Raw genomic sequence first — 23023 nt, forward strand, 5'->3', positions numbered from 1 at the left:
GAGGGGAACATTGATGATCATTGCCCTTGTTCTCGATGAGCAGGAAAACGTTGTCCCCATCATTGAAGGAGCGACCATTCGCCTTTATCACACGAGTTCGCAAACGTACGAAGACTATCCGAATATCGCCAAGCAGTTGCAAGGGGGGCGCCGAAGCGCGGTTCTCCGTTTCGCCAAAGAAAAAGGAGCCGACGCCTTCGCTTCCCCGCCGAATATGTTTTGTGAACGCTCTTACGCTCAAGCAGTCGAACAACAAGTCAAATTTTATTTGTTGGAACAGCCGATTCCGTTCCGAGAATTCGAAAAGCGGTGGCAAAAAGGCCTGCTTTCATCAAGTGATCGGTTGCCTTCGGAAATGATTGTCGCCAGCTGACAAGCACCGCTCACGAACAACGATCAAAACGAAAAGCGCTCTGTTCTCTTTGACGGTCCCGCGATGATCCATCCCGATCACAAGGAGGCGGAAACATGATTGAATTTATTACGATGGCCCCGACATCTGGAGACAGCACATTCGTCGGTCTTGGCAGCAATTCGACGAACTTGAACAGTTGGACCGGAACGGACGAAAATCCAGAGCGTCCACCGACAGTCGAGTACATTGAGGCGATTGCGAAAGCAGCGGAAGCCCATGGCTTTTCCACGCTGCTGTTGCCGACAGGCGCAGGTTGCCTCGATTCGTTGGCCGTCGCTGCTTATCTGGCAGCGCGGACGACTAAATTGCACCTCCTGTTCGCCGCCCGTCCTGGCGCCACTTCACCTGCTATTTTTGCCAAACAAGTGGCGACGATCAATTGTTGGACACATGGGCGGGCATTGCCCAATATCGTGACAGGCGGTTCACCAGAAGAATTAGCGGCTGAGGGGGACTTTCTTGACCATGATACGCGATATGAACGAACGAGGGAATACATCCATCTGTTGAAGCAACTGTTTACTCTCCCTTCCGTCACGTATGAAGGACGGTTTTATCGTCTCGAAAACGCCTCGCTGTTTCCGAAACCCGCACAGCGCCCACCCATTTATTTCGGAGGCGCCTCGGACATTGCCAAAGAAGTAGCGGCGAAAGAAGCGGACGTGTACATGATGTGGGGCGAGACGTTCGAACGGATGAAAGAACGAATCGAGGAAATGAAGCAAAAAGCAGCGCATTATGGCCGGACGCTGCGTTACAGCATCTCGTTTCAAGTCGTGTTGGGCGAAACGGAAAAAGAAGCATGGGAGCAGGCCGATGCGTTGGTCAGCCATCTGTCGGAGTCAGCGAAACGAAAAAAGGACGAGCTGATTCAAAAGGGAGATTCGGTTGGTGCGAAACGATTGCACGAATTGATGAAAACGAGCGCCGAGCGGCGTTTCCAAATCGGTCCGAACTTATGGGCCGGGCTCACTCAAGTTCTGTCGGGCAACTCGATTGCGCTCGTCGGTACTCCCGAGCAGGTGGCTGATCGGCTGATTGAATTCATCGGCCTCGGCTTTGATTACGTATTGTTGCGCGGCTTTCCTCACTTAGAGACGATCGAGCAAGTAGGAACTTCCGTGATCCCTCTTGTTCGCGAGCGCCTTCGACAAACGGAAGTATGGATCTAATCGCGATTTGCAACAACAAGCCGGTGATTTGCGCGCTATCGGCTTGATCAACAAAGAGGTTCCTATTGCAAACCACATCTGGACACCGTCATCTACGAAAGGAGAGTCCATGGCATGAGTGTGCGGCAAATGAAATTCGGGCTGTTTCTCATGGGCGTCGGCCATCATATCGCCGCATGGCGACACCCGGATGTGCGGCCGGAATGGTGCGAAGATTTCACATTTTTTCGCCGCATTGCTGAAATAGCGGAACAAGGGAAGTTGGACATGCTGTTTGTCAGCGACGGGCTCGCTATTGAGCCGTTGTCTCACCCTGCCGAGATCGTCCGGCTCGAGCCGTTCACACTGCTCGCGGCTTTAGCAGCTGTGACCCATCGCATCGGGTTGGCTGGCACTGCTTCCACCACATACAATGAACCGTTTCACATCGCGCGAAAATTTTCCTCGCTCGATCATATTAGCCGCGGGCGAGCAGCTTGGAACATCGTAACGTCTTACTATGAGGAAGAAGCGTACAACTTCAGCCAAACGGCCCATTTGGAACATCGGCTGCGCTACGAGCGTGCGCGTGAATTTGTCGATGTCGTCAACGGGCTGTGGGAAAGTTGGGACGAAGAGGCACTGATTCGCGATCAATCATCCGGAATCTACTTTCATGCCGAAAAGTGGCGGCCACTAAATCATCATGGAACACATTTTTCTGTGCGCGGACCGCTGAACTCTTCGCGTCCGCCGCAAGGAAAACCGGTCTTGATTCAAGCCGGCTCATCACAAGACGGCATCCGTTTCGCCGCCCATGTTGCAGAAGTCGTGTTTACCACCCAATCGACGTTGACTGACGCCCAGCGGTTTTACCAAACTGTGAAACAGGAAGCCGCACGCGCCGGACGCAACCCTGACCATATGTTGATCATGCCTGGCGTAGCCCCTTACATTGGCCGAACCGCACAGGAAGCAAGGGAGCAATATGAACAATTGCAGGAGCTGATCGTACCAGAGGTCGGGCTGGCGTTTTTATCCGACTACTTAGGCGGCATCGACTTTTCGGGTTATTCACTGGATGATCCGCTTCCCGACGACATTCCAGAAACAAATGGAAACCAAAGCCGGCGTCAACTCATCATTGATCTAGCGCGCCGCGAACGATTGACGATTCGCCAATTGTACCAACGAATCGCCGGGGCGCGAGGGCACTTTACGATCATTGGCACTCCCGAACAAGTCGCGGACCAACTCGAACACTGGTTTCTCCAAGGGGCAGCGGACGGGTTTAATCTCATGTTCCCATATTATCCAAATGGACTGCAGTCATTCGTTGAGCATGTGATCCCAATTTTGCAAAAACGCGGGTTATTCCGTCGCAACTATGAAGGAACAACATTGAGAGACCACTTAGGATTGCCGGTGCCAAAGTCGATCCGCGTGTGAGGAATCGAAAAAATCAAGACCAATCGTCGAACATCGATCGAAAAGGAGAGATTCCATTGTCGTTTCCCGATGTCATCCCACAATTAGCCAATGATTTATCACAACTGTTTGTGAAAACGGAACGTCACGAACAACTGTTGCACCAGGCGGCCATGCTTGCAGAACAATTTCGCCAGAACATGCGGCAAATCGATGAAGAAGCGATGTTTCCGTTTGAGCATTTCAACCGTTTGAAAGAAACGAACTATTTGTCGTTGACCGTGCCCAACCAATTCGGCGGGCAAGAGTTGTCCTTATATGAATTGATTCTCATTCAAGAACGGCTTAGCCAAGGAGATGCTTCCACCGGGTTGTGCGCCGGTTGGCATTTGGGACTTGTCTACGACATTCGCGAACGCAACACATGGAATCGGCGCACCTTTGAATGGCTTTGCCGCGAAATTGTCGAACGAAAAGCGGTCATCAACCGGCTCGCCACCGAAGAAGCAACCGGAAGCCCGACACGCGGAGGAAAGCCGGTCACGACGGCAGTGAAACGCGATGGAAAATGGATTCTCACCGGAAGAAAATCATTTGCTTCAATGGCAGAAGCCTTGGACTACTCATTGGTGACCGCAACGATCGCCGATACGGGAAAAGTCGGATTTTTCCTCGTCGATCATCGACTCGACGGCATTCGCATTGAACAAACGTGGAACATGATCGCCATGCGCGGGACAAGAAGCGATGACGTCATTTTCGACCATGTCGAACTGCCTCAAGATGCTTTAGTCGAACTCGATCAATTGGAATTCGTCAAAGGAGGAGGAAGCCGAGCGTGGCTTTTGCATATTCCAGCCTGCTATTTAGGGACGGCCATCGCGGCGAGAAATTACGCCATTTCGTTTGCCTTACATTATCAACCGAACAGCGTATCCGAACCGATCATCCATCTATCGCACGTTCGGCAAAAAATCGCGCAAATGGACATGGAATTGTTTCAAGCTCGACATTTTCTTTATTTTGTGGCCGAACGATGGGATACGCTTCCAGAAAAACGCCCATTCATGGATCGGGAATTGGCAGCCGCCAAATATATTGCCTTAAACAGCGCCAACCGAGTCGTCGATTTGGCCATGCGCATCGTCGGCGCCAAAAGCTTGCAGCTTTCCAACCCGTTGCAACAATATTACCGCGACGTTCGGGCGGGATTGCATAATCCGCCGATGGAAGACGCTGTCTTGGAATTGTTTGCGTCCCAAGCCATTTCCAATGGAACGACAACCGCCAAAAAAGCAAACACAAATCCACATCCTTCTCCGACCATTTGAAAGGAGGAACGACATGATTGACATTGAACAGTTGACGAAAATCTACAACGTCCATCGGAAAGAAGTGGTCGGCGTCGACCATGTTTCCCTTTCCATCCAAAGCGGAGAAATCTTTGGCATCATTGGACATAGCGGCGCTGGAAAAAGCACCTTGCTCCGATGCATCAATTTATTGGAGCGACCGACATCCGGCCGCATCATCGTCGATGACACCGACATCACCGCCTTGTCTGGAGCCGCATTGCGCGAAGCGCGATTGAAGATCGGTATGATTTTTCAACAATTTTGCTTAATTCGTTCCAAAACGGTGTTTGAAAACATCGCCTTTGCCTTGCGGGCGGCAGGCAAGACAAAAACCGAAATCGAAACTCGCGTCCACGAGCTGCTAGAAATGGTTGGACTTTTGGATAAACGTGACGCTTATCCGTCTCAATTAAGCGGAGGGCAAAAACAGCGCGTCGGCATCGCCCGCGCCTTAGCCAACAATCCGACCGTCCTGTTGTGCGACGAGGCGACATCCGCCCTCGATCCAGCGACAACGTCTTCTATTTTGCAGTTGCTCAAGCAAATTAATCGCGAACTCGGCATTACCATTGTCGTCATTACGCATGAAATGGAAGTCATTAAAGAAATTTGCGACCGTGTCGCTGTGATGCAAAACGGCCGCATTGTCGAAATCGGCCACGTATACGATCTGTTTACCCAACCGCAGCAGCCGTTGACCCGCTCGTTCGTTGAGCATGTGCTGCGCCTAGATGTTCCAGAACGTCTGCTTCAAGCGCGAACCGGAACGTTAGTGCGAATTTTGTTCCAAGGGCCTGCCGCTGAACAAGCCATCCTATCCGACACGCTGCAAACATTCCGTGTGCGCGGGAACATTTTGCACGGAAAAATTGAGTACATCAACGACACACCGCTTGGGGTGCTACTGTTAGAATTGAGCGGAGATGAAGAGGAAGTCGAGCGCGCCATTCGCTACATGGCCGAACGGACAAAAGGAGTCGAGGTGATCGATCGTGCCGCTTGAAGCGCTGGCTCCAGAGCTATTAAAAGCGTTCTGGGATACGTTGTACATGGTGGGCATTTCTCTGTTAGCCGCCGTCATCGCCGGGCTTCCGCTTGGGGTGCTCTTATTTGTGACAGATCGCGGTTTGTTTTGGGAAAACAAACCACTGCAAACCATTCTCGGTTTTCTCATCAACATCGTCCGTTCGATCCCATTTATCATTTTGCTAGTCGCCTTGCTGCCGTTGACGAAACTGCTCGTTGGCACCACCATTGGTCCAACAGCAGCGGCCGTCTCGCTGTCCGTGGCCGCCACGCCATTTTTCGCCCGCATTGTGGAAACCGCTTTGCGGGAAGTCGATAAAGGCGTGATTGAAGCTGCTACCGCCGTAGGAGCCACTCCGTGGATGATTATCAAAGATGTTCTGCTGTCCGATGCTCTTCCCGGCATCATCCATGGACTCACCATTACGGCGATCAGCTTGATCGGCTACTCAGCGATGGCCGGCATTGTCGGAGGTGGCGGTGTGGGGGATCTAGCCATTCGTTTTGGTTATTATCGATACGACAACACGGTGATGATTACAACGATTATCATTCTTCTCTGCTTAGTGCAGGTCGTCCAGTTTGTCGGCGACTCAATCGCCCGCTGGATCGATAAGCGATAAACGTTTCGCATGAGCGAAGCGCCTGTTCCGTCAAGCAACACTAGCCTCGCTTTCAACCGATAATGGCTGCCTTTTTTGCGGCATTGACCAACCTTTTTATGAGGAGGAATCGTTCATGAAGCGTTTTTCTTTTCTATTCGCCCTTATTGTATTGATCTTCGGAGCAACAGGCTGCTCATCATCCTCTTCCTCGGCACAAGAGGAAAAGAAAACGATCACGATCGGCGCCACCGCCGGTCCATACAGCGATCAAATCCGCGAAGCCATTCAGCCTTATCTAGAAAAGAAAGGATACAAAGTGAAATTAATTGAATTCAATGATTACGTGCAGCCCAATATCGCACTAGATCAGAAAGAAATTGACGCCAACGTGTTTCAAAACCAGATGTATCTTGAAAACTTCGCCAAAACACATCAAATGAAATTGCAGCCCTTGATCTCGATTCCGACCGTTCCAATCGGTTTATATTCAAAAAAACATACGTCCCTCGATGACATTCGGGACGGAACGACCATCGCCTTGCCGAACGAACCGGTCAATCAAGCGCGGGCGCTGACGATGCTGCAGCAGCTCGGCCTCTTAGAACTAAAGAAAGATGTCGAACCAACAAAAGCATCGGAAAAAGATATTGCCAAATTTCACAAAAACATCATTCTCAAACCATTGGATCCCGCTCAACTGCCGCGGGCGTTGGGCGATGTGGACTACGCCTTGATCAACGGCAACTTCGCCTTATCGTCTGGGTTAAAATTAACCGAAGCCGTCGCCTTAGAAAAAACGCCTGATTACTACTTGATTGTCGTCACCATCCGTCCGGAGGACAAAGACAAACCTTTTGTCAAAGATTTGATCGCCGCTTACAAATCGAAAGAATTCGCTAAATTGATCAAAGAAGATCCGAAGTACAAAGGATACGTATGGCCCGATTGGTTCCAAAAACAATGACCCATAGCAGCCGGCGGCTCGTCATCACGAGAGCCGCCAGTCTTGAAAGGAGGACAAATTGATGGATCAACCCCTATTATTCAACGCCTTTGAGATGGCAAGCGCGATGCATAATGCCCACGGTTTATGGAAGCATCCCGACAGCGAGCGCCACCGCCGCTATAAAGAGCTCCACTACTGGATCGAAATGGCTAAGCGCCTCGAAGCCGGGCTGTTTGACGCTGTTTTCTTTGCTGATGTGCTCGGGGTGTACGACACGTATCGACAAAGCAAAGATCCATCGATTCGCGACGGGATGCAATTTCCAATAAACGACGCTTCCTTAATCATTCCAGTCATGGCGAGCGTCACGACCCATCTTTCATTCGTGTTAACGGCAAGCACCACTTATGAGCACCCGTTCCATATCGCAAGGCGATTTTCCACGCTGGACCATCTGACAAACGGCCGCATCGCGTGGAATATTGTCACCTCTTATTTGCCCAATGCGGCCAAAAACTTTGGATTGGAGAGAATGATCGCCCATGATCAGAGATATGAGATCGCGGATGAGTGTTTGGAAGTGACTTATAAGTTGTGGGAGGGAAGCTGGGAAGAAGGTGCCTTCCTCGAAGATCGCGAGACAGGCGTGTTGATTGATCCTGGCAAAATTCATCCGATCAACCATCACGGCGCCTTTTTCTCTGTCGAAGGTCCGCATTTATGCGAGCCTTCCCCGCAACGCACGCCAGTGTTGTACCAAGCTGGTTCATCCGAACGCGGGAGGGCGTTCGCGGCCAAACATGCGGAGTGTGTTTTCGTCGGCGCTCCGTCCCCCGAACGGCTGTCATTCTACATTCAAGACATTCGCCAACGAGCCGAGCGATACGGAAGAGATCCGCAACAACTGAAATTTTTCACCTTTTTGACGGTCATTGTCGCCAAAACGACGGAGCAAGCGGAAGCAAAATATGAACAATTGCGCCGCCTATGGAGCATGGACGCCGCCAAAGCCCAATTCAGCGGGGCGAGCGGCTATGACTTGGCTGAATATGAAGCCAAACCAGCCGATGAACCGTTCTTGTTCCGCGCCACGGATCATGGACACTACAAAGCTGCTTCATTAACAAAAGACGCCACAAAACCGCTAACGATCGGTGAGGCGCTTCAAAAAGCCGGAACGCTCACACGGGAATCCGTCATAATCGGCAACCCGATACAGGTCGCCGACGCCATCGAAGAGCGAGCTCGGCGCTCGGGGGTGGATGGATTCAATTTAACCCATCTGATCACGCCCAAAGATTTGGACGATTTCATTGAATATGTCGTTCCCATCCTGCAACGACGCGGTCTATACAAAACCGCCTACACCCCTGGAACCATGCGGGAGAAGCTATTCGGGAACGGCCCGCGCCTGGCGCATGATCATCCCGCTGCCGCGTTCCGCCCGATCGGCTCACGAACAGACGGCTAGCCCTAGGACAGCCGTCTTCTTTCGCGACCAAGTCCGCCGCTTCAACGAGAAGATCAGAATAACGACAGCACAGACATTCGAAATGATAAGGTGCCCGCTCCTTCGTGGGCACCTTCCCTTGCTAGACGACCACCGCACGTTGGAAAAGCCAAGCCGTCGTGATCTGCAGCAACTGTTCTCGCGCGGAGACGGAAGAAAACGTGTGATCCGCTTCTGGGATGACTTGTTTGGCAAATCGTGAATCGGCTCGTTGCCCGAATGCTTCCCCATAGACATCTGCATACGTGACAGGAATTTCTTGATCGGCTATTCCATGGACAAGGAGGACATCACCCGGAAACTGTTTGGCCGCCTGCAACGGGTCGATATCAACGAGCGAAGTGAAAAAGGAAGGGGGCAATCGATATCCGCGGTACTCAATCGTTTCACCATCCGAGCGGCCATACCCATCTGTGGCAATGCGGACAATATCTACATGTGGATACGCAACAGGCGCCCAAAGCACCAATCGTGCGACTCGCCGATCCAATGCAGCTGTGACCGTCGCCACCGCCCCTCCCAAACTATGGCCGAGAAGCACAAGCGGCCGACGCTGAAACGACGGAAATTGTTCCACTGTACGAATGACATCTCTCGTTTGTCGAATGAAATCATCAAATCTGTTTTTTCCATATTCTCCACTGCTCTCCCCACAACCAGCATAATCAAAACGGACGACTCCGACTCCGGCCGAAGCAAATCGTTCCGCTGCTTGGACAAACAACCGATCCACACCAATCCTCGTACCGATAAACCCATGACAAATGACAACAACAGGCACATCATCACGATCAACCGACACAGCTGGATCATGAATCGAAACCGCCAAGCGTTCTCCTCCGCTCTCAATATACTGGAATCGCATCAACTGCTCTCTCCCCTTTCACCATCTTTTAATTCATAGTAAATAAATATGAATAGTATGTTTTGTGTTATCTTACCACGTTTTTGCATGACCGTCAACGTTCCCTATCGCTGCCCTACTCCACCAATCAGCTGGCAAGCAGGAGGCATGGAAGAGAAAAGATCACACCCCCGACTGCAATACCAAGCATTCCCAATGCAATACGCGCAAGGGCCGGAACAAAGACACCGCGGCCACTCTTTCACTTTCATCATCCCCCATTTTGCTTACCAGAGCGGCCGCGACCGGGTTGTCGCGGCGAATGTACTCACGCCATGGCAACTTGCGCAGTTCAACGGTAAGAAAATGGAAACCAACAACGGTTAGGAACGAAAACTGGATGGTGAACGAGGACGGTTCATTGCGGATGGTGTCATAGCTGAAGATGGCAATGGGCAGAATGCGGCGGCGGTATTTTTGAAACAATCGGCTGACATAAAGGAACATGCGCTCGGGAAACGCCGGCTGCGTGTAGCGCTGCGAAGCGATCGCCTCCCTCACCCTCAAGGCTCAACTATTCTACAAGACAAAAGAGAAAAGCCGCCATGATGGCGGCTTGACGGAGACGTTTTCCGTTTTTCGCCCGTTCACCCCTTCACCGAACCAGCCAACAACCCACGGACAAAATATTTGCCAAGGAAGATGTACACAAGCAAGGTCGGCAGCGCTGCCAACAGGGCTCCCGCCATTTGCACGTTCCATTGCACGATTTGGCTGCCGGATAAGTTTTGCAAGGCGACCATGATCGGCTGTTTGTCCGATGTCGTGATCGTCACGGCGAACAAAAACTCGTTCCAAATGTTTGTAAACTGCCAGATCGCCACGACGACAAATCCAGTGATGGACAAGGGGAGCATAATATAACGAAAAATGCGGACAAACCCAGCGCCGTCGATTTTCGCCGACTCAATCATTTCATCGGGAATCGCGGCGTAGAAATTCCGAAACATCAGCGTGGTGATCGGAATGCCGTAGACGACATGAACGAACACAAGTCCCGGAATCGTGTTGTACAGCCCGATTTCGCGCAAAAATTGGATCAGCGGAATGAGAATGCTTTGATACGGAATGAACATTCCGAACAAAATGAGCGTAAAAAGCGTATCCGCTCCTTTAAACTTCCATTTCGAAAGCACGTAGCCGTTGAGCGCCCCCAGCAGTGCGGATAACAACGTCGCCGGTACGACGAGCAGCAGCGAATTCCAAAAGTTTGGGGCGAGTTTGTCAAACGCTGTGGCGTAGCTGCTCCAATCGATGGTCGACGGGAGCTTCCACATATCGGCCAATGTCACTTCATCAAGCGGCTTCAAGCTCGTGATGACCATGACATACACCGGCATGAGGAAAAACACGCTCATGGCAACGGCCAGCGCATACAAAAACGGCCGGGCCCATACGGATCTCGCCATCACGATCCCCCCTTGCGGCTCGAGATAAGGTACGGAACAATAAAGATGGCCACCGATAGCAGCATCACCATGGCGATCGCCGCTCCGTTCGCATAATAGTTGCCGCGGAACGTCGTTTCAAACATGTACACGCCCGGCACATCGGTGACAAAGTTCGCCCCCGGCCCGGTCATGGCGTAAATCAAATCGAAAATTTTCAGCGAAATATGAGCCATAATGATGATGACGCTGACCGTGATCGGCCGGAGGAGCGGCAAGATGATTTTCCAATACAATTGAAACTCGGTCGCCCCGTCCATCCGCGCCGCTTCCCGCACCTCATCCGGAATGGCGCGCAGGCCGGCGAGATACATCGCGACGGCAAAGCCAGTCATTTGCCAAACAGCCGCCACGACCACCGCAATGATGGCGACCGGGATGCCAAATTCAATCTTGCCCCAATGAAATCCGAACAAGATGTTTGTATCCGTATACCATTTTCCATCCAAGCCAAGTGGTTTTAAAAACAAGTTGACGCCCGTTGACGGATTGAACAGCCATTGCCATACGACCCCGGTGACGACAAAGGACAAGGCCATCGGGAAAAAGAAAATGTTGCGAAACAACGACTCGCCGCGCAGCTTTTGGTCAAGCAAAATGGCAAGGAGTTGGCCGAGCACAATGACGGCGGCGATAAACAGCACCGTAAACACAAGCGTATTGCGCAAGTCGGCTTGAAAGCGGAAATCATGAAACAAATACAAATAGTTTTTCACCCCGGCAAACGACCAATCCGGCACAAGGGAGTTCCAGTTGCTTAACGACACATACCCGGTCCAGCCGATAAACCCGTACACAAATAAGAAAATCAATACGACCGACGGCGCTAAAAACGCCGCTGCCAGCCAATGATCGGCCGTCCATTTCCGCTTTTTCCGCACCGAGGGGACATATGCTGTCTTCTCGGCTGGCGTGATGTTGACCGTTTCCACTACGATCCCTCCTCATGATGACGAAAAGGGGAAGAGAATGGCTCCCGTCCCCTTTTCCCTATTACTTCTTCAGTTCTGCGGCGGCCGATGCCAACGTGTCGATGAACGTCTTCACATCTTTTTGCGTCACGAAAATGTTGACGGCCTGATTCACCTTCGTGACAAACCCTTCCGGCGCTGCCGAACCGTGCGCTAAGCTCGGCGCCAGCTCCGCTGTCTTGAAGTCTTGCATCGTTTGCTTGCCGTATTCATCGTACTTGGACGGATCGGCGTCAATGCGGGCCGGGATGGAGCCTTTCAGCGGATTAAACGCATCTTGCCCTTCGACCGAACCAAGCACCGCTAAAAACTTCTTCACATCGTCCGGATTTTTCACGCCTTTCGGCAGGCCGAACGTATCGGTGATGACCATAAACTTGCCTTCCGTATTCGGCACCGGCACATAACCGAAGTCTTGATTCACTTTCAATTTCAAATCGTTGACAAAGTAGCCCTTCACCCAGTCGCCCATCACGTACATGGCCGCCTTTCCTTCAGCGACGAGCTGGGCGGCGTCTTGCCAGTTGCGCGAACTATGGTCTTCGTTAATATAGCCAAGCATTTTCTTAAACGTCTCAACGGCTTGTTTCACTTGCGGATCGTTAAACGACAATTCTCCCGTCCAAAGTTTCTTGTAGTTTTCCGTTCCGAGCGTGCCAAGCAGCACGTTTTCAAACAGGTGCGTCGCTGCCCACGGCTCTTTGTCGCCCAAGGCGAGCGGCGTAATGCCTTTTGCTTTCAGCTTGTCGGCCACTTGGAAAAACTCGTCGAACGTTTTCGGCGGCTGAAGCCCGTTGTCGGCAAAGATTTTCTTGTTGTACCACAGCACGTTGCCGCGGTGAATGTTGACCGGCACCGAGTAAATGTTGCCGTCTTTGCTCACCATGTCAATCAACGCTTTCGGGAATTTGTCCATCCAGCCTTCTTTTTCATATAAATCGTTGAGCGGCTCCATTTTGCCGGCGGCCACCCAGCCTTCATTGAGTTCTGCCCCGCCGTGCACTTGGAACGTCGATGGCGGATCGTTTCCTTGCATGCGGCTCGCTAGAACCGCTTTGGCGTTCGTTCCCGCCCCGCCGGCCACCGCGGCGTTTTCGACTTGAATATCCGGATATTTTTCTTGGAACAGTTTGATGAGCGCTTTTAGACCGTCTTCCTCACCGGCTCCGGTCCACCAGCTGAAAATCTCGAGTTTCTCTCCCGCTTTTTGGCTGCCTTGCTTGGCGTCATCGGACGAAGAAGAGTTCGAGCTGCAGCCGGACAGCGCCACTCCGACGCCAAGCGCCAACGCCAGCCATGCGGATGCTTTCTTTCTCATGTTCCTCCCCCTTTGCATCTGTTTTTTGAAACCCCTTTCAATACTGAGTGTACTATGCACCGCTCATCAATCGGCGGCTTGATTTCTTCACTTTTTTGCGTTTTTCTTCACTTTTTTGTTTTCCGTTCTGCTGTTGGGCAAACGAAAGGCTCTCGGGTGGCCGTTTCGCCCTAATCGCGCGAAAAAAGCCCGTCTCCCCATCAGGGGGGGCGGGTTTCGGTTCGGACGCCGGAAGAAGGGCGGGGCAGTCATTCGGTTGTGGGCTGCCAGCTGGTTCATAGTTCAGACATCGAAAAAATGGTGGGGCAGCCCGCTTCGTTTGCGGGACTTGCCCGTGTCGCTGCCTTCCTTGTTGTGAAGACCGCACTCCCGTTGTCAGCGCGCCTGTACTTTTTTTCGGTATTCGCTCGGCGATAAGCCGGTTTGCTTTTTAAAGACGCGGCTGAAATAGTTCGGGTCGTTGTAGCCGATCGAAAAACAAATTTCTTTTAGGCTGAGGTCCGTGCGAGCGAGCGCTCCTTTCGCCCGTTCGATGCGCACGTTTGTCACGTAGTCGATAAACGTGATGCCAAACTGCTCTTTGAACAGTTTGCTGAAGTAGTACGGGCTCATCCCGGCTTGTTCCGCCACTTCTTCGAGTGTGAGCGGCTCGGCATAACGGCGGTCAATGTACTCTTTCGCCTTCCCCAGTTTGCCGTGGGCATGCTGCTGGCGCCAAACCTCGAGATCAGCGGCGATGCGATCCAGTTCATCAAGCGCCGCTCGCTTCAATTGTGCCGCCGATCGACAAGAAGCAAACGAAACGATCCGCCCATAGCGAATCCCGAGTTCAGCCAACAGGCGCCCCATCCATATGAACGTCTCCTCCGCCTTGCGCGCGGCGGACGGCAGTGGGCAGGAGGAAGTCAGTTCATCGATATAGGTCCGACACACGAACCGCGCCTGCTCGATGTCGCCAAGACGCAATGCCTCAAACAGCTGCTGATCCCGTTCCGCCGCCCGGCCGACACGCATCGCCTCGGCGGGCGGAAACCCGACTTGCGCTTTTTGCTGTTCCGCGTAATAGCGGGCGGCCGACAGCGCCTCATAGTATGACAAACGAAGTTGATCCAAACGCGAAACCGGGGAGCCGAGCCCGATATAGAGCGCGGCGCCGTACCGGGAGGAAAACCGCCGTGTCAAATCAAGGGCGAAGCCTTGAACGGCCGACTTCCACGCCAACTCCGCATCGTCCGGACTTTGGAAAAACAAGACCGGCAGACGCCCGCTTGCCATCCGTCCGATCAAATAACGCGCTGGCGCCTGTTCCTCCAGCTGTTCGCTCACCCATGATTTCCATTCGTCACTTTTCGCTGGATCGGGAAACTGAAGGACGATAAACATGCCGACAGCCAGCGAAAACGGCAGCAGCTCCTTCCACCGCTCCCATTCTTCCGCTGAGACGTCTTCCGTCATGAGGACGGACAGCCATTCATTTTCCACAAATGTCTGAAGCCGGCGAATTTGCTCGTGCAATTGGCGGTTTCGTTCCTCGTGCTGCCGCTTGACGGCGATTTCTTGGCTGACCCGTTCCAACGCGGAAAGAATCTCTTCCTTCCGGCTCGGTTTCAATACATACTCCTTGACGCCAAAGCGCATCGCTTGTTTGGCATAGTCAAACAAATCAAACGCCGACACAATGATGAACTCAAGATCGAGACCTTCCCGGCGAATGGCCTCGATCGCTTGCAGTCCATCAAGACCGGGCATTTTGATGTCGATGAGCATCACATCTGGACAATATTGCTTGGCAATGTCAATGGCCTCGCGCCCGTTGGCGCCCTCGGCGACCACCTCGACGTCCGGAAGGTGGTCGTTGATCATTTTGCAAAGCGCTCTTCGCTCCAACGCCTCGTCATCGACGATCGCCACTTTCACCGTTCATCCCCCCTTGCCATCTTGGCAGCCATAACCGCACCATCGTTCCTTTTCTTGGCGCAGATTCGATTTCGGCTACATCCATCACTCCGTAAAACAGCTGCAGCCGGCGAATGACATTGCGCAAGCCGATGCCGGTCGAATGGCCGCGCCCTTGCTCACGGCGCGCCGGCGGTTCTTCTCCGCGGATCAACGCATCAAGCTCCGCTTTCACCTGCTCATCCATGCCAACGCCATTGTCGCGCACTTCCACAACGACCCGCCCGTTTTCGGCGAAAACGGACACGGATAGCTCGGCTCCCTGCTCGTACGTCTCAATGCCATGGATGAACGCATTTTCAATCAGCGGCTGCAACGTGAGCGGCGGAATCGGTTGATCGAGGCAAGAGGGTTCCGCCTCTAACGAAAACTTGATCCGATCAAAAAACCGCGTCTGCTGGATGAAGAAATATTCCCGGGCGATGCGCACCTCATCGGCAAGCGTCACCGTCCGCTGCAAATCGCCCAAGTTGTAGCGCAAAATGGCCGCCACCGCCTCAATCAGCCGCGACGTTTGCTGGGCGTCCTCCAAGTACGCCATTTTCGCCACCGTGTTCAGCGTATTGAATAAAAAATGCGGATTGATTTGGCTTTGCAAGCTTTTGAGTTCCAGCTCCTTCACGAGCCGGTCGAGCTCCGCCTTTTGTTTCATCTCCGCTATCAGCCGCTTTAAATTGCGGCGCATGTCATTAAACGTGATCGTCAACAGCCGCAGCTCATCGTTGGTCATCGGCTCAATATCCGGTCCGTCCAGCCGCCCGTCAGCGATGGATCGGGCAGCGCGCGAGAGAAGAATAATCGGCTTCGTTAAGTGGCCGGAAAAGAACACCGCCAGCAAGGCACCAAGCAACAACGTCGTGACAAACAATCCCATTCCCATATAGCGGAAATAGCGGTTGCGCTGCTCCACTTCATCGTACCGCCGTTGGTAGGCCGTCAGCTCATCGTCAATCAAGTTTAACGTTTCCTCTTGCAAAAAGGACGCAATGTTCATCGTTTCATGCAAGTGGGACGAGTACAAGCCAATATTTCCGGCTTGAAAATGATAGACGGTCAGCGCCGCCTCCTCCAGCAAACTTTCAATCATATGTTCATAGTTTTCCGCCGCCAGCCGGTCGGACAGCACCGGCAAGATGGCGCCGAGCTGCCGGCGGCGTTGCTGCAGCCAGCGGAACTCCCGCTCATAAGCGCGTGCATACCGTCCTTCTTTTTCCGAGACGTACACATTGAGCTGTTCCATCATTCGGTTTGCCCGCTGCGATACCTCATTGAGCAACAACAATCGGCGCATCCGTTGATCATAATCGCTCATCATCTCTTCGCTCGTCTCATACAAAAGAAACACCGCTCCGTTCAGCAAAAGCAAAAAAACGGTAAAGCAAAGCAGCATCTTCGTCCGAATGTTCATCTGAATTCCACCCCGCTGTCACCGGCGCTTTGTCGCCTGCATCGTCCTGCCGCTTCCAGCCGAACGTGGCGAATGTCAAGTAGATCATCCAACGTTCTGAGACTGAGACGCTGGAAACTTCCAGCCGAACGTGGTCGAACATCAAGGCCGACCATCTCTCATGCTTTGGCGGCGTTCGCCAACCTTTCTCCGCTTTCCGCCTTCTCCCGATGGAGGCTTGGCAGGCACCTTCATGGCGTGTTGACCTCATAATTGCGCGCCGGGCGCAGCGGCAAGTCTTTTTTCCGAATGACTTTCGTCTCCGTATTCGTCACCGCCGGCACGTCTTTCCCGGCGACGATCTCGGCCATCAGTTGGACAGCCTTGTATCCCATTTCATACGGCTCCTGCACCACGGTCGCCGCAATCGTTCCTTTTTGCAAATAGCGGATCGTCTCAGGAAGCGTATCAAAACCGATAATATACGTCTTTTGCTCCCGATGAAACTGCTCAACCACCTTGGCAACGCCAATCGCATCGAGCGCGCTCGTGCCGTAAAACGCATTCACATCCGGGTGCTTCTTCAAAATCGTATACGCCTTTTCCGCGGCTTGCACACGCGTAATGTGCGACTCTTCGATGGCAACGATGCGGATGCCTTTTTCCTGTCTCACCGCATCCTCAAATCCGCGCACTCGCAGCTGTTGGTGCGCCGCCGTCAAACTGCCGGTAATAATCGCAACCGTCGCCTTGCCCTTCGTATCCTCAGCTAACGCTCGTCCCGCAAGAAAACCGGCATAATAATTATCCGTTCCCACATAGGCGACACGTCGGCTCGTCGGGGCATCCGTATCGATCGTCACCACAGGAATATTTTTGTCCGTGATTTCGTTAATCACTGGGACAAATTCCGCTTCCGTCAACCCTTGGGTGATGATCCCATCGACTTTCGCCGCCGCGGCTTTTTTCAAAATGCGCAAATGCTCATCAATATTCGCCTGCCGCGGGCCGATATACTCAAGGTCAATCCCCAGTTCTTTCGCCGCCGCTTTCGCTCCTTTTTCCACGAGCCGCCAGTAATCATTATCGAGTTCCTCCGGCACAAGCACGAAATGATAGGCCTCTTTCGTTGTTTCCGGAACCCGTTCCTTCTCTGATTTTGGATACGCATACACGTTCCAAGCGCAATAGGCGGTGAAGGAAGCGCTTGCAAACAGCGCGGCGATGCCGCCCCCGTAAAACAGCCGTTTCCACCAATGGCGCATCTTGATCCCTCCTACCGCCATTGTACACGAACGTCGGGGCGCTAGCCTAGAAGGCCCGTGAAAAACCGCTGTCACACACGAATCGGCGGTATTTTCATTCAGAAAAGAAAGTTGATTCTACGAGGTTTCTCTAATTGAGAAATGGGTGGAATCAGCAGTATTTTGCATTAAATCACCGGCCTCCTAGAAGGCCCGTGAAAAACCACTGATTCCCTTCATCAATGGGAGAATGAGTGAAAAAACAGATTGGCTGCATCGGAACAGCGTCCCCTCCGCTTTTTACTCTTTCAACTTTTCCACCGCCTCCACTGGCAGTCCGGTCAACTCACAAATCGTTGGCACGTCATATCCTTTCTCTAGCATCCGTTTCGCAACGTCCATCCTGCCTTTTTCGATTCCTTTTTCCATCCCTTTTTCCATTCCTTTTTCAATCCCCTTTTCCATCCCCCGTTGCTCGTACGACACGATGAGATCCATCACTTTTTTCGCTTCCTTCGTTTCCATTTCGTTCACCTCGTTTCGCAATTCGAGTTCCTCTTGTTCGGACAACCGCAAATACGTCTCAAAAAAGCCAAACAACAGCCGCTGTTTCGCTTCGTCAAGCTCCAAGCGGACGAGCATGCGCAAAAATTCTTTTTTCACAACCACTCTTTCACTTTCATTATACCCCATTTTGCTTAACAGAGCGGCGGCGACCGGGTTGTCGCGGCGAATGTACTCGCGCCATGGCAACTTGCGCAGTTCAACGGTCAGAAAACGGAAATCAACAACGGTTAGGAACGGAAACTGGATGGTGAACGAGGACGGTTCATCGCGGATGGCGTCATAGCTGAAGATGGCAATGGGCAGAATGCGGCGGCGGTATTTTTGAAACAAACGACTGACATAAAGGAACATGCGCTCGGGAAACGCCGGCTGCGTGTAGCTTTGGTGCTCAATATGGACGATGATCAGCCCGTCTTCCCCCTTCAACTTCGTTTCCACCAATAGATCCACACGGTGCTTTTCGCCGGCTGCCACATCCGTAAACACCTCTTCGGACAAAAAGGTGACGTGGCGGAAGTCGACTTGTTCATACACGTGCGGGAAAAACAGAAGCAAAAACTCTTCAAAAAACGTCGACAACAGCTCCTTGAACAGCCGGTCATGGTCGATTCGCGTTTCGGACACGGTCTCCCTCCTTGTGATATTTGAACTTCTTTTATTTTCTTCGCCGCGCCTTGGGCAAAATCCTGCCGAAAAGGCTGGTGAAAAGCATTGATTTTGGTCTAAAATAAGGGGAACGTGAATGGGAAGAAAGCCCTTGTGTTGTGCGGCTTTTCACGATGAAATGACAAAGCCGCCAACGGCGGGCGGCTTTGTCCATCGTTTTCGAAGCGGCCGTTTAGCGCCCGGCCGCTGCTTTGGTCTGTTTGAAAAACTGCGGCAAGTATTCTTTATGCGCTTCCAGCATTTCGTCCAACATTTGTTTGGCGATGGTGTCAGACGGGACAAGCGGGTTGATCGTCATGGCGACGAGCGCGGTTTGGTAGTCGCCAGTGACCGCGGCCTCGGCAGCGACGCGCTCGAACGACTTGATTTGCTGGACGAGGCCGCGCACGGCGACCGGCAAGTCGCCGACAGCGATCGGCTTTGGTCCGTCTTTCGTGATGACGCAGTTGACCTCAACGGCCGATTCCGGCGGAATGCTGGCAATGGCGCCATTGTTTCTCGTGTTGACCGGCTGAATGTCGCGCTTGTCGTTGTAAATGGAGCTGATCAAGCTGCAGGCAGCGTCGCTGTAGTACGCCCCGCCCCGTTTCTCGAGCTGCGGCGGCTTGATGGCCAAGTTTGGATCTTTGTACAGCTCGAACAGCTCTTTTTCGAGCTGCTGCACAACCTCGGCGCGCGTCCCTTTCGTTTTCGCCGCCTCCAGCTCCTCGGCGAACATTCTGTCTGTTTGGTAGTAATACCGGTGGTACGGGCACGGCAATACGTTTAACCCTTTCAAAAAGTCCGGCTCCCAGCCAAGGTCAACGATGTTTTTCATCGTCACACCGGAGCGGTCTGGATGGGCGACGAAATCAATCACCTTGTCGGTCACCTCGACGCCGTCGAGATAAACATGCAAGCCAAACACCATATGGTTCAGTCCGGCGAAATCGATGTGCACGCGGTCGGCATCAACGCCAAGCAGCTTGGCAACGCCCATGCGCATGCCGATCGGCACGTTGCACAAGCCGACGACTTTTTCCTGCTTCGTGTAGCGCAAGACGGCTTCCGTCACCATCCCAGCCGGGTTTGTGAAGTTGATCAGCCACGCATCGGGGCAAAGCTCTTCCATATCGCGAATGATGTCCAAAATGACCGGAATCGTCCGCAATCCCTTAAACAATCCGCCCGGCCCGTTTGTCTCCTGGCCGATCACCCCGTATTTGAGCGGGATACGCTCGTCTTTCGCCCGCGCCTCTAGGCCGCCGACGCGAAACTGCGTCGTAACAAAGTCTGCACCTTCCAAAGCCCGGCGACGGTCGAGCGTCAAATGAATCTCGATCGGCACGCCAGCTTTTTCGACCATCCGTTTGGCCAGTGCGCCGACGATTTCGAGTTTTTCTTTGCCTTCCGGAATATCGACAAGCCACAATTCCCCGACTGGCAATTCATGATAACGCTTGATCAACCCTTCGACCAATTCCGGCGTGTAGCTCGACCCGCCGCCAATCGTCGCAATTTTCAATCGTTTATCCATGCTCGTCTTCCCCCTTCACCGTGTTAGACGTGATATAATGAATAGATGACGCAACCGTTGACCATCGCCCGGTCTCACGCGTCCTGTTCTGAAAAGCGAGGTGTAGTCATGTTTACCCCCGAACAAATCGCCCGGTTTTCCGAGTTGGATTATGCCATTTACGATTACGTGATGAAACATCCGCATGAAGTCGCGTACATGCGCATTCGCGAGCTCGCTGAGGCCGTCCATGTCTCGCCGCCGACCGTGCTCCGCTTTTGCAAAAAGGTCGGATGCGAAGGGTTCAGTGAATTTAAAACGAAATGGAAGCTGTATTTGCGCGAGACAAAGCGAACCGCGATCATCAGCAGTCAAGAGGCGCTTAAGGAATTTTTCGAACGGACGCTGACCGCCGACTACGAGCGGGCGATTTTCGCCGCTGCCGCCGCGATCGCCCGGGCGGATCACGTCATTTTCGTCGGATCGGGCAGCTCCGGCATTTTGGCTGAATACGGCTCGCGCTACTTTTCCGCCTTTCAAAAGTTTTCCGTCTACATCAAGGACCCGTTTTTTCCGATTTACGGCCATTATTTCCACAACTGCGCCGTGATCGCCTTGTCGGTGTCTGGAGAGACGTCATATACGCTCGCCCAAGTGCACCGGTTCAAGGAAAACGGCAGCACGATCATCAGCATCACCAACCGGAAACATTGCACACTCGCGAACATCTCGGACTACAACTTGACATACTACACCACACCGGAGCGGATCGGACAGACGGATGTCACAACCCAGCTCCCGGTCATCTACTTGCTCGAACGGTTAGCGAAAGAAATGTATCGACTGCTAGGACGAGAGACGGAAACGATCGGAAAGGACAGCAACCCAACCGTTTGAGCCCAACTCTGCTGATTGCGGCAACGCCATCGCCTTGTTGTTGGCTCCATCTACTATTACTAAACCGCGCCTGAGGGCAAAAGTAAAGGGCATGGCGACCTGTTGTAACAAAAGGAAAACGAAAAACAACTGTTTCTATGTTGTAACACTATGTTACAAGGACGAAAATGGGCTGTGCATACAAGGTTTAGCGGACAATGCGTTTGTTTTTTCAACTCAGCCTTGACACTGTTGTGTTGTTTGAGGCACGCTTAGCGGATTTCTCCTTTGCACCGCCCGCCGATCAAAAGAAAAATCCCCGCCAACAGGCAGGGATGCAGAGCGTCCACTATGGCAAAAAGATTTTTCCCGGATTAAGAATGCCATTTGGGTCAAACAATTGTTTCAGCCGCTTCATCCATCCTACGGCATCGCCCTTTTCCTCGCGCAAAAACGTCCGTTTGCCGATGCCGATGCCGTGCTCGCCTGTGCACGTGCCGCCGCGCGATAAGGCGTAGCGGACGATATGAGCATGCACTTGCTCGATTCGCGCCATCTCCTCGGCATCGTTCGGGTCAAAAGCAAGCACGGTATGGTAGTTGCCATCGCCGACATGGCCGAAAATGGCGGCGGTCATGTTCTGCTCGTTGACAAGCCGACGCGTATCGGCGATCGCCCCCGGCAGCTCGGACAACGGCACGCACACATCGGTCGAGAGCATCGCCTTGCCCGGATAGGCGGCTTGAATGGCGAACGCCGCATGGTGGCGCGCTTCCCACAGCTTGGCGCGAGCGAGCGAGTCGGTCTCGACCACAAAGGAAACCGCGCCTTCGGACTCGCACAATTCTTTGACGAGTTCCGTCCCATCGTCCACGCTTGCCCGGCTGCCGCTCAATTCGAGAAACAGCGTCGGCTTTACCGGATAATCCGTCTGTTTGTATGCGTTAACCGCGGCGATCGTCGCCTCATCCACGAGCTCAATTTTTCCGGGCTCAACGCCCGCTTTCAACACGGCAAACGCCGCCTGCGCCGCGGCCTCAAGCGTCGGAAAGCACGCTTTGATGGCCGTTGTCGTCTCCGGAATGCCGTGCAGGCGGACGATGAGACGGGTAAAAATCCCTAGCGTCCCTTCCGATCCAACGAACAAGCCGGTAAGATGATAGCCGGCGGACGATTTCACCGCCAAGCTGCCCGTTTGGATGACCGACCCGTCGGCAAGCACCACGTCAAGGCCGAGCACGTGATCGCGCATGAAGCCGTATTTGACGCTGTTCGTGCCACTGGCATTCGTTGCCGCCATGCCGCCGATCGTCGCGTCCGCCCCCGGGTCGACGGGGAAAAACAGCCCGTACGGCTTGAGCGCCTGGTTGAGTTGCAGCCGCGTCACCCCCGGCTCAACGATGGCAAGGAAATCGTCGGGTCGGATGTCAACAATGTGATTCATTCGCGTCATATCGAGGCTGATGCCGCCTTCAACCGGAATGACATGCCCTTCCAAACTCGTGCCGGCGCCAAACGGCGTCACAGGGATGCGGTGCTCGTTGGCAAACGCCAACACTCGGCTCACTTCCTCCGCCGTTTTTGGAAACACGACGACATCCGGTTGGCGCGGCGTATGGTAGGCGATGCCTTTACTATGGTGCTCAAGCACCGTTTCGTTTTGGCTCACCCTCTCTCGGTCGCCGATCAGTTCCAGCAGCGATTCATATACGCCCATCGCTCTCCCCCTTTTGTCTATCGAATGGCCCGGCCGCA

The 23023-nt window shown here is 53.1% G+C and carries 19 protein-coding genes and 1 pseudogene; 9 read left to right on the plus strand and 11 right to left on the minus strand.

Translation table 11 applies throughout. The features are described from left to right. Window positions 1-13: 13 nt before the first annotated feature. The 8 genes from ACTVIM_RS15825 (at window position 14) to ACTVIM_RS15860 (ending at window position 8397) form a co-directional block, all read left to right on the plus strand. Window positions 14-373, plus strand: coding sequence for a hypothetical protein (locus tag ACTVIM_RS15825; RefSeq protein ID WP_033018373.1), 360 nt, complete (start codon window positions 14-16; stop codon window positions 371-373). A gap of 95 nt (window positions 374-468) precedes the next feature. Next, a complete protein-coding gene (locus ACTVIM_RS15830) occupies window positions 469-1587 on the plus strand; it encodes an LLM class flavin-dependent oxidoreductase (RefSeq protein ID WP_445613159.1) in 1119 nt (372 codons plus the stop codon). 114 nt (window positions 1588-1701) lie between these two features. Next, window positions 1702-3015, plus strand: a complete 1314-nt coding sequence (locus ACTVIM_RS15835; protein WP_445613160.1) for an LLM class flavin-dependent oxidoreductase — start codon at window positions 1702-1704, stop codon at window positions 3013-3015. 56 nt (window positions 3016-3071) lie between these two features. Further along, window positions 3072-4325, plus strand: coding sequence for an acyl-CoA dehydrogenase family protein (locus tag ACTVIM_RS15840; RefSeq protein ID WP_339232456.1), 1254 nt, complete (start codon window positions 3072-3074; stop codon window positions 4323-4325). A gap of 13 nt (window positions 4326-4338) precedes the next feature. Next, the gene (locus ACTVIM_RS15845) at window positions 4339-5352 is read left to right on the plus strand and encodes a methionine ABC transporter ATP-binding protein (RefSeq protein ID WP_014196858.1); all 1014 of its coding nucleotides are present in this window, start codon (window positions 4339-4341) and stop codon (window positions 5350-5352) included. Window positions 5353-5398: 46 nt separating this feature from the next. After that, on the plus strand, window positions 5399-5998 hold the full coding sequence (locus tag ACTVIM_RS15850; RefSeq protein ID WP_432419263.1) for a methionine ABC transporter permease: 600 nt from the start codon (window positions 5399-5401) through the stop codon (window positions 5996-5998). Between the two features lie 115 nt (window positions 5999-6113). Then, complete coding sequence (locus ACTVIM_RS15855; protein WP_033018366.1) at window positions 6114-6944, plus strand: MetQ/NlpA family ABC transporter substrate-binding protein; 831 nt, start codon at window positions 6114-6116, stop codon at window positions 6942-6944. A gap of 61 nt (window positions 6945-7005) precedes the next feature. After that, complete coding sequence (locus ACTVIM_RS15860; protein ID WP_445613161.1) at window positions 7006-8397, plus strand: LLM class flavin-dependent oxidoreductase; 1392 nt, start codon at window positions 7006-7008, stop codon at window positions 8395-8397. Between the two features lie 121 nt (window positions 8398-8518). Here the strand turns inward: ACTVIM_RS15860 and ACTVIM_RS15865 are convergent, their stop codons facing one another. From ACTVIM_RS15865 to ACTVIM_RS15910, 10 genes and pseudogenes are all read right to left on the minus strand, one after another. Beyond that, entirely contained in the window at window positions 8519-9304 is a 786-nt protein-coding gene (locus tag ACTVIM_RS15865; RefSeq protein ID WP_445613162.1) for an alpha/beta hydrolase, read from the minus strand. Window positions 9305-9499: 195 nt separating this feature from the next. Continuing rightward, window positions 9500-9829: pseudogene (locus ACTVIM_RS15870) on the minus strand (DUF4351 domain-containing protein); the annotation flags it as partial. 98 nt (window positions 9830-9927) lie between these two features. Continuing rightward, entirely contained in the window at window positions 9928-10749 is an 822-nt protein-coding gene (locus tag ACTVIM_RS15875) for a carbohydrate ABC transporter permease (RefSeq protein WP_033842966.1), read from the minus strand. Next, complete coding sequence (locus ACTVIM_RS15880; protein WP_445613163.1) at window positions 10749-11720, minus strand: carbohydrate ABC transporter permease; 972 nt, start codon at window positions 11718-11720, stop codon at window positions 10749-10751. The genes ACTVIM_RS15875 and ACTVIM_RS15880 overlap by 1 nt, the downstream gene beginning before the upstream one ends. 61 nt (window positions 11721-11781) lie before the next feature. Then, window positions 11782-13077 carry an ABC transporter substrate-binding protein gene (locus ACTVIM_RS15885; protein WP_031406836.1) on the minus strand — a complete coding sequence of 432 codons (1296 nt, stop codon included), beginning with the start codon at window positions 13075-13077 and terminating at the stop codon, window positions 11782-11784. Between the two features lie 375 nt (window positions 13078-13452). Beyond that, window positions 13453-14994, minus strand: coding sequence for a helix-turn-helix domain-containing protein (locus ACTVIM_RS15890; RefSeq protein ID WP_445613164.1), 1542 nt, complete (start codon window positions 14992-14994; stop codon window positions 13453-13455). Further along, window positions 14972-16441, minus strand: coding sequence for a sensor histidine kinase (locus ACTVIM_RS15895; protein WP_445613165.1), 1470 nt, complete (start codon window positions 16439-16441; stop codon window positions 14972-14974). The genes ACTVIM_RS15890 and ACTVIM_RS15895 overlap by 23 nt, the downstream gene beginning before the upstream one ends. 230 nt (window positions 16442-16671) lie before the next feature. Beyond that, window positions 16672-17685: a sugar-binding protein gene (locus ACTVIM_RS15900; RefSeq protein ID WP_445613166.1), complete on the minus strand. Its 1014-nt coding sequence runs from the start codon at window positions 17683-17685 to the stop codon at window positions 16672-16674. A gap of 279 nt (window positions 17686-17964) precedes the next feature. Then, window positions 17965-18855 carry an Rpn family recombination-promoting nuclease/putative transposase gene (locus tag ACTVIM_RS15905; protein ID WP_445613167.1) on the minus strand — a complete coding sequence of 297 codons (891 nt, stop codon included), beginning with the start codon at window positions 18853-18855 and terminating at the stop codon, window positions 17965-17967. A 214-nt stretch (window positions 18856-19069) separates the two neighbouring features. Next, window positions 19070-20413, minus strand: coding sequence for a 6-phospho-beta-glucosidase (locus ACTVIM_RS15910; RefSeq protein ID WP_445613168.1), 1344 nt, complete (start codon window positions 20411-20413; stop codon window positions 19070-19072). A 108-nt stretch (window positions 20414-20521) separates the two neighbouring features. Here ACTVIM_RS15910 and ACTVIM_RS15915 point away from each other — a divergent pair, with 108 nt between their 5' ends. Beyond that, on the plus strand, window positions 20522-21289 hold the full coding sequence (locus ACTVIM_RS15915; RefSeq protein WP_445613169.1) for a MurR/RpiR family transcriptional regulator: 768 nt from the start codon (window positions 20522-20524) through the stop codon (window positions 21287-21289). Window positions 21290-21617: 328 nt separating this feature from the next. On the opposite strand, the gene ACTVIM_RS15920 is transcribed toward ACTVIM_RS15915, so the two are convergent. Beyond that, the gene (locus ACTVIM_RS15920) at window positions 21618-22985 is read right to left on the minus strand and encodes an FAD-binding oxidoreductase (protein WP_445613170.1); all 1368 of its coding nucleotides are present in this window, start codon (window positions 22983-22985) and stop codon (window positions 21618-21620) included. Window positions 22986-23023: the final 38 nt, after the last annotated feature.

The sequence above is a fragment of the Geobacillus sp. YF-1 genome, assembly GCF_052692335.1.

What these genes read in the sequence shown, in the direction of transcription:
- ACTVIM_RS15825 (WP_033018373.1), top strand. Translation starts at nt 14, where the DNA reads ATGATCATTGCCCTTGTTCTCGATGAGCAGGAAAACGTTGTCCCCATC.
- ACTVIM_RS15910 (WP_445613168.1), bottom strand. Translation starts at nt 20,413, where the DNA reads ATGGATAAACGATTGAAAATTGCGACGATTGGCGGCGGGTCGAGCTAC.
- ACTVIM_RS15845 (WP_014196858.1), top strand. Translation starts at nt 4,339, where the DNA reads ATGATTGACATTGAACAGTTGACGAAAATCTACAACGTCCATCGGAAA.
- ACTVIM_RS15850 (WP_432419263.1), top strand. Translation starts at nt 5,399, where the DNA reads ATGGTGGGCATTTCTCTGTTAGCCGCCGTCATCGCCGGGCTTCCGCTT.
- ACTVIM_RS15895 (WP_445613165.1), bottom strand. Translation starts at nt 16,441, where the DNA reads ATGAACATTCGGACGAAGATGCTGCTTTGCTTTACCGTTTTTTTGCTT.
- ACTVIM_RS15830 (WP_445613159.1), top strand. Translation starts at nt 469, where the DNA reads ATGATTGAATTTATTACGATGGCCCCGACATCTGGAGACAGCACATTC.
- ACTVIM_RS15885 (WP_031406836.1), bottom strand. Translation starts at nt 13,077, where the DNA reads ATGAGAAAGAAAGCATCCGCATGGCTGGCGTTGGCGCTTGGCGTCGGA.
- ACTVIM_RS15835 (WP_445613160.1), top strand. Translation starts at nt 1,702, where the DNA reads ATGAGTGTGCGGCAAATGAAATTCGGGCTGTTTCTCATGGGCGTCGGC.
- ACTVIM_RS15875 (WP_033842966.1), bottom strand. Translation starts at nt 10,749, where the DNA reads ATGGCGAGATCCGTATGGGCCCGGCCGTTTTTGTATGCGCTGGCCGTT.
- ACTVIM_RS15915 (WP_445613169.1), top strand. Translation starts at nt 20,522, where the DNA reads ATGTTTACCCCCGAACAAATCGCCCGGTTTTCCGAGTTGGATTATGCC.
- ACTVIM_RS15920 (WP_445613170.1), bottom strand. Translation starts at nt 22,985, where the DNA reads ATGGGCGTATATGAATCGCTGCTGGAACTGATCGGCGACCGAGAGAGG.
- ACTVIM_RS15900 (WP_445613166.1), bottom strand. Translation starts at nt 17,685, where the DNA reads ATGCGCCATTGGTGGAAACGGCTGTTTTACGGGGGCGGCATCGCCGCG.
- ACTVIM_RS15855 (WP_033018366.1), top strand. Translation starts at nt 6,114, where the DNA reads ATGAAGCGTTTTTCTTTTCTATTCGCCCTTATTGTATTGATCTTCGGA.
- ACTVIM_RS15860 (WP_445613161.1), top strand. Translation starts at nt 7,006, where the DNA reads ATGGATCAACCCCTATTATTCAACGCCTTTGAGATGGCAAGCGCGATG.